The following is a 6,380-nucleotide window of genomic DNA, read 5'->3' on the forward strand; positions in this document are numbered from 1 at the left end:
CGGGCGCGATGATTCCGTGTCGATCCGCGAGGCGCGCCGGGCCGGCATCCGCCGCCCGGCCCGATGCCCTAGATCCTGATGTCGAGGCCGCCGTAGCCGCGCAGCCACCGGGTCGGGGCGGTCTCCTGCGGGGCCTCCGCCTGATCCCGGGTCCAGCCTGCCGAACCGCCCTGGGGGGAGCCGCCGGACCGGCCGTCGCCGCCGCCGCCGTTGCTCTGGGCGCTGCCGTCGCCCCGCAGCGACAGGTTGAGCCCGCCGGCCGACGGGTCGAGACCGGCCTGGGACAGGGCCTGCTGCAGCTGGCCGGCGTCGCGCTGAAGCAGCGCCAGGGTTTCCGGCCGGTCGACCACCAAGTGGGTCGTGACCGTGCCGCGGGCCTTGTCGATCTCCAGCTTGACGTCGATCCGCCCGAGCTCGATGGGATCGAGGCGGATCTGGAACTCGTTCGACCCGTTGAGCGAGCGCAGGCCGATGGCCATCGGCACCTGTCCGATGGGGATGGGGGGATCGGTCGGGGCGGGCGCCGCGTTCGGCGTGGTCGCGCTCGCGACCTGCGCGGCGTTGGTCGTTCCGACGGATGCCGCGGGCAATCCACCTGCAGAGGACGGGGCCGGGGACGGGGCCGTCGCCTGCGCCGCGCCCCCACTCTGACCGGCATCGGCCAGGGCGGCCAGGAAGTCCTTGCCGGGGCCGGAGGCGGCGGATGCGGGATCGCCCGCGCCGGTGGCAACGGCCCCGACCGCGGCACTCGGATCGAGCTGCCCGGATCCTGCGGCATTGACGAGAGCTTTCGCCCCGGTGCCCGCCCGGGCGATTCCCGAAACTCCCGTGGACTGCGCGGCGGCGGCCTCCACCGGGCCCGCAGCGGGCGTCGCCGTCCCGGATAGTGTCGCCCCGGCGCCGGCCGGGGTCGCGACACCCTTGGCGCCTATCTCCCCAGACCCGGATGCCTGGTCCCCGGACGCGACGGCCGCCGTGCCGGCCGGGCCGCCGCCCTTGGACAGCGCCGCGAGAAGGGTCAGCAACGTGGCGGCGGGGTTGGAGCCTGCGGCCTGTGCGGCGGGATCGGATTGCGGGGTCTGCACGGCCGGTTCGGTCCGGGCGGACATGTCGGTGCCCGCGGCCGGGGCGTCGGCTGCGGGATTCGCCGCGGCCGTCCCGGATTGCTCTGCGGCGGGATCGGTCTTCGCAGTCTTCGACAAAGCGGGATCGGTCTGCGCCTGCGCGCTCGAAGGCGCCCTCGGCGAGGCGGCCTCGGACGTCTTCGGGTGCGGGCCCGAATCGGCCGGGGGCTCTTGCGGGCGGGGGGCGTCGGCGGCCTGTGCGGACGCGTCCGACGACTTGGCGGCAACCGGCCGCCGGTCCGCGGCCCGGGTATCGGCCCGCACCGCGGCGTCCCGTGCCCGCTCGGCGGCCGCGCGGGAGGCGTCGGCCTCGTCGCGCTGGGCGGTCTGGCGAGCCCGCCCGGTATCGGTCGCGTCCCGCTGGCTGGCCGCGCGGGCCTGCGCCGCCGCGGCAGCGTCCCGGGTCCGGGCCTCGGTCAGGGCCGCGCCGAACCGGTCCTGCGACGAGTCACCGGCCCGGGCCGCGACCCCCGCCGCGTCCCAGCCCGTCCGCGTGGACGGAGCCCACGCGGTGACATTCAACCGATCCGCCGCACCGCTCGCCATGCCGGGTTCCTCTCGGATCCGATGCAGCAAGGCGCGCGCCACCGGCGCGGTGGGGCCAAGGCACTGAGAACACGGCGTTTCTCTCGCTGTCGGCGCGCCGCGATGCGGCCGAAGCTGCCGGATACCCGGCAGGATCTGCCGGGTATCCGGGCCGGCGGACGCGTTGCCCTGGAAAGCCGGGCCGAGTCCCGCTATAGACGCGGCGTGCAGCCGGGAAGCTTCCGGGCCGGCGGCTGCGGACCCATGTGATGAACGCCCTCGATCTTCCCAAAGCCCCCCACGAGACGCGCGTCGTCGTCGCCATGTCGGGCGGCGTCGATTCCTCCGTGGTGGCCGGTCTCCTGAAGCGCCAGGGCTTCGACGTGGTCGGCGTCACACTTCAGCTCTACGACCACGGCGCCGCGACCCATCGCAAGGGGGCCTGCTGCGCCGGCCAGGACATCAACGACGCCCGGGGGGCGGCCGCGCATCTCGGCATCCCGCATTACGTCCTCGACTACGAGGACCGGTTCCGCGACGCGGTGATCGAGAAGTTCGCCGAGAGCTACCTCGCCGGCGAGACGCCGATCCCCTGCGTCGAGTGCAACCGGACCGTGAAGTTCCGCGATCTGCTGGGCCTCGCCCGGGACCTGAACGCCGACGCCCTCGCCACCGGGCACTACGTGGCGAGCCGGGCCCTGCCGGGGGGCGGCCGGGCGCTGCACCGCGCCCTCGACCCCGCCCGGGACCAGAGCTATTTCCTCTACGCCACCACGGCCGAGCAACTGGATTTCCTGCGCTTTCCCCTCGGCGACATGACCAAGCCCGAGACCCGGGCGCTGGCCAAGGATCTCGGCCTGTCCCTGGCCGAGAAGCCAGACAGCCAGGACATCTGCTTCGTCCCGCAGGGCCGCTACAGCGACGTGATCGCCCGCCTGCGCCCGGACGCCGCCCGCCCGGGCGAGATCGTCGACCTCGCGGGCCGGGTCGTCGGACGGCACGCGGGCATCGTGCACTACACGGTCGGCCAGCGCCGGGGGCTCGGCCTGTCGGGACCCGAGCCGCTCTACGTGGTGCGGCTGGAGCCGGATACCGCCCGGGTGGTGGTCGGCCCGCGTACGGCGCTGGCGACGACCCGCATCCGCCTCTCAGACCTCAACTGGCTCGGCGCCGGCCCGGCCGAGGCCGTGCGCGACCTGCCCGTGGCGGTGCGCGTGCGCTCGACCCGGCCGCCGCGCCCGGCGACGCTCACGGTCGGGCCGGACGGCGCGGCCGAAATCGTGCTCGCCGAGCCCGAGGACGGGGTCTCACCGGGCCAGGCCTGCGCGATCTATGCGGATGACGGGCCCCGGGCCCAGGTGCTCGGCGGCGGCACCATCCGGCGCGTCGACGCGTTGTCGGCCCGGCCCCGAGAGGCCGCCTGATCCCATTCCCAGGATAGACCGAACGATGCTGAGCGAGCCGCAGACGGCCGGGCCGAGCACGGCCCTGATGCGCAAGGCCTATGCCCGCTGGGCCCCCGTCTACGACGTGGTCTACGACAAGCTCACCGAGCCCGCGGCCCGCGCCGCGGTCGAGGCGGCGGCCGAGCACGGCCCGCGGATCCTGGAGGCCGGCGTCGGCACCGGCTTGGCGCTGGGCTACTACCCGCGGTCGAGCTTCGTCTGCGGCGTCGACCTGTCCGAGGACATGCTCAAGCGCGCCCGCGCCAAGGTCCGGCGCCGCAACCTGACCCACGTGAAGGGCCTGCAGGTCATGGATGTCTGCCACCTGGGCTACGCCGATGCGAGCTTCGACGCCGTGGTGGCGCAGTTCCTGATCACCCTGGTGCCCGACCCTGAGGCCGCGATGTCCGAGTTCCTGCGGGTGGTGCGCCCCGGCGGCGGCATCGTGCTGGCCAATCATTTCGGCCAGAGCGACGGCCCCGTGGCCAGGGTCGAGGAGATCGTGGCGCCGCTCTGCACCAAGATCGGCTGGTCGTCGGACTTCAAGGCGACGCGGATCGAGGCCTGGGCCCGGCGCAACGGTGTCGAGGTCGTCGGGCTGAAACCGACCTTCCCGGGCGGGTTCTTCAAGATCCTGCGGATGCGCAAGCCCGGGTGAGCGAAGCCCCACCCGTCGCCGAGGGCCGCTGGACCCGCGTGCGGCGCTGGCTGCCGCTCGTGCTGCTGCTCGGGATCTCGGGTTTCGTGCTCGTCTCGGGCGCGGCGCAGATCCTGAGCCTCGACCGGCTGCTCGCCTCCCGGGCCTGGCTGCGCGGGCTCGTCGAGGCGGACTATGTCCGCGCGCTGGCGGCGGCCTACGGCCTCTATGTCGGGGCCGTGGTGGTGTCGGTGCCGGCGACGCTGATCCTGACCATGATCTGCGGCTTCCTGTTCGGGATCGTGCCGGGGGCGCTGACGGCGGTCTGCGCCGCCACGACAGGGGCCGCGATCGTGTTCACCGTCGGCCGCGGCCCCGGGGCCGACCTGCTCCGGCGGATGGGCGGCAACCGCCTCGCGGGTCTCGCCGCGGGTTTCCGGCGCGACGCCTTCGGCTACATCGTGGTGCTGCGGCTCCTCCCCCTGTTCCCGTTCTGGGTGACCAACCTCGCCCCTGCGGCGTTCGGGGTGAGGATGTGGGTCTTCGTATCGGCGACCGTCCTGGGCCTGCTGCCCGGCGCTTTCGTGTACGCCACCACGGGGGCGGGGATCGAGGAGGTGGTGGCGGCCCACGAGGCCGCCCGGGCCGCCTGCCTGGCGGCCGACGGGAGCGGCTGCGACAGGGCCCTGACGCTGCGGGACCTGATCACGCCCAGGATGGTGGCCGGGCTCGCGATGCTCGGCGTCTTCGCCCTGGCCAGCATGGTCCTGAGCCGACGCGCCCGGCGCGGCTGAGATACGCCATCCGCAGCGGCGCGCGATCTCCGATGTCGAAGGGCACATGCAACCGCTTGCGGGTCGCTACCGTATAGTGCTGACGGGCAAGAGCCTGTATCCCCTGCAAAACTGTGGCTTGCGAACATGTCTCCCGCGAAGGCCGGACCCGGCTCGAGCATCTGCACCCTCCACCCCGCCGATCCCGATCCGCGATGCAAGCGCGGAGCGTGACCGGCATGGCCGCTGATTCCGACACCACCGTCGCGGCTCCGGCCCTGCCGGTTGCCGCCCCGACCCGCGACGGGCCCGAACGGCGGCGGCTGCGCCTCGGCCTGTCCGGCCGGCTGTTCCTCGTCACCGTCGCCTTCGTGGTGGCGGCCGAGGTGCTGACCTACGTGCCGGCCGTGGCCAATTACCGTATCGAGTGGATGTCCGACCGTCTGGCGGCGGCCCAGGTCGCCGCCCTCGTCCTGGACGGCCGGACGGCCGAGCCGGTCTCGGAGGCGCTGGAGAGCCGGCTGCTCGCGGGGGTCAACGCCCGGGCCATCGCGGTCCGCGGCGGCGGCACGCAGCGCCTGCTCGCCATCGAGCCGGTGCCGGAACGGGTCGCCGACACCGTCGATTTGCGCGACGTCACGGCCTTCTCGGCGGTCCGCGGCGCCTGGCGCACCCTCGTCGCCCCGATGCGCGAGCCGATCCGCGTGGTCGGGGAGGGCGGTATCGGCTTCGACCGGGTCGAGATCCTCCTCGACGAGGCACCACTGCGGGCCGCGATGGTCGACTACGCCCTGCGCCTGCTGGTCTCCTCGCTGATCATCGCGGCCTCGGCGGCGGGCCTTGTCTTCGTGGTCCTGCAGGTCCTGATCGTGCGCCCGGTCCGGCGGCTCGTCACCAGCATCACGGCCTTCGCGGACGATCCGGAGGATGCGGGCCGGATCATCGCGCCGTCCCGCCGCAGCGACGAGATCGGCCAGGCCGAGCTGGCGCTAGGGCGGATGCAGCGCAGCCTCGCCGACCAGCTCCGCCAGAAGCGGCGGCTGGCCGAGCTGGGGCTCGCGGTGAGCAAGATCAGCCATGAGCTGCGCAATCTGCTCACCGGAGCGCAGCTTCTGGGTGACCGCCTGGAGGGGACCGCGGATCCGACGGTCCAGCGCGTCGCGCCGCGGCTCGTGGGGACCCTGGCCCGGGCGATCCGGTTCTGCGAGGCGACCCTGGCCTATGGCCGGGTCACCGAGCGGGCGCCGCGCCTGGCCAGCACGAAGCTGGCGCCGATCTTCTCGGAGCTTCCGGACCTCGCCGCGCTCTCGGCCCACCCCGTGGCGGTGCGGGTGGCGGCGGACGACCTGTCCGTCCTGGCCGATCCGGAGCAGCTCGGCCGGGCCCTCGCCAACCTCGTGCGCAACGCCGTGCAGGCGCTGGACGGGGCGAAGGTCGCGGAGGCCGCAGTGCAGGTCGCGCCATCTGCTCCCGGTTTCGTACCTTACATCTCGGTCCACTCGTGTGAGCGTAGTGCCCTGAACCGCCCATGCGGGATGCTTCCGATGGATAATTACGTCGGTTGACGGCCAGCGATTGGAACAATCGTCCTACTCTTATGCAACAGGAACCGGGGCGTGAGCGGTCGGCAATATGCGGAGGCTTGACATAGATGCGAAGGTGTAACCACCTCTAAGCTCTCTCCCCACGTCATCAAAGCCTTAGCCTCCAACCCCTACAGAGCACAGGTAGTTCTGGAGAGATCAGCAATGGTCAAGCTCACCTCTGATGCAAATTAGAAGCTGCGCAATAAAATCACGTCAAATGATGCTTCCATAAGCCCGCTATAAATTTGACTCCTCGTTTGAAACTTATTCGGATCGCCGTTCGTACAGAG

Annotated in this window: 5 protein-coding genes; 4 read left to right on the forward strand and 1 reads right to left on the reverse strand. The window is 72.5% G+C overall.

All coding sequences use genetic code 11. The features are described from left to right. Positions 1-68: 68 nt before the first annotated feature. Positions 69-1,670 carry a flagellar hook-length control protein FliK gene (locus MKK69_RS06360; RefSeq protein WP_243966898.1) on the reverse strand — a complete coding sequence of 534 codons (1,602 nt, stop codon included), beginning with the start codon at positions 1,668-1,670 and terminating at the stop codon, positions 69-71. Positions 1,671-1,918: 248 nt separating this feature from the next. Between MKK69_RS06360 and mnmA the strand changes: the two genes are divergently transcribed. The 4 genes from mnmA (at position 1,919) to MKK69_RS06380 (ending at position 6,069) form a co-directional block, all read left to right on the forward strand. Next, positions 1,919-3,073 carry a tRNA 2-thiouridine(34) synthase MnmA gene (mnmA, locus tag MKK69_RS06365; protein ID WP_243966899.1) on the forward strand — a complete coding sequence of 385 codons (1,155 nt, stop codon included), beginning with the start codon at positions 1,919-1,921 and terminating at the stop codon, positions 3,071-3,073. 25 nt (positions 3,074-3,098) lie between these two features. Then, positions 3,099-3,752, forward strand: a complete 654-nt coding sequence (locus MKK69_RS06370) for a class I SAM-dependent methyltransferase (RefSeq protein ID WP_243966900.1) — start codon at positions 3,099-3,101, stop codon at positions 3,750-3,752. Further along, positions 3,749-4,525: a TVP38/TMEM64 family protein gene (locus MKK69_RS06375; protein ID WP_243966901.1), complete on the forward strand. Its 777-nt coding sequence runs from the start codon at positions 3,749-3,751 to the stop codon at positions 4,523-4,525. The genes MKK69_RS06370 and MKK69_RS06375 overlap by 4 nt, the downstream gene beginning before the upstream one ends. Before the next feature lie 194 nt (positions 4,526-4,719). Then, on the forward strand, positions 4,720-6,069 hold the full coding sequence (locus MKK69_RS06380) for a HAMP domain-containing sensor histidine kinase (RefSeq protein ID WP_243966902.1): 1,350 nt from the start codon (positions 4,720-4,722) through the stop codon (positions 6,067-6,069). Positions 6,070-6,380: the final 311 nt, after the last annotated feature.

The organism is Methylobacterium sp. J-026, assembly GCF_022829585.1.
Lineage (GTDB): Bacteria > Pseudomonadota > Alphaproteobacteria > Rhizobiales > Beijerinckiaceae > Methylobacterium.

Excerpts from the sequence above, each read along its gene's own strand:
- MKK69_RS06380 (WP_243966902.1), top strand. The coding sequence starts at position 4,720 with ATGCAAGCGCGGAGCGTGACCGGCATGGCCGCTGATTCCGACACCACC.
- MKK69_RS06370 (WP_243966900.1), top strand. The coding sequence starts at position 3,099 with ATGCTGAGCGAGCCGCAGACGGCCGGGCCGAGCACGGCCCTGATGCGC.
- MKK69_RS06360 (WP_243966898.1), bottom strand. The coding sequence starts at position 1,670 with ATGGCGAGCGGTGCGGCGGATCGGTTGAATGTCACCGCGTGGGCTCCG.
- mnmA (WP_243966899.1), top strand. The coding sequence starts at position 1,919 with ATGAACGCCCTCGATCTTCCCAAAGCCCCCCACGAGACGCGCGTCGTC.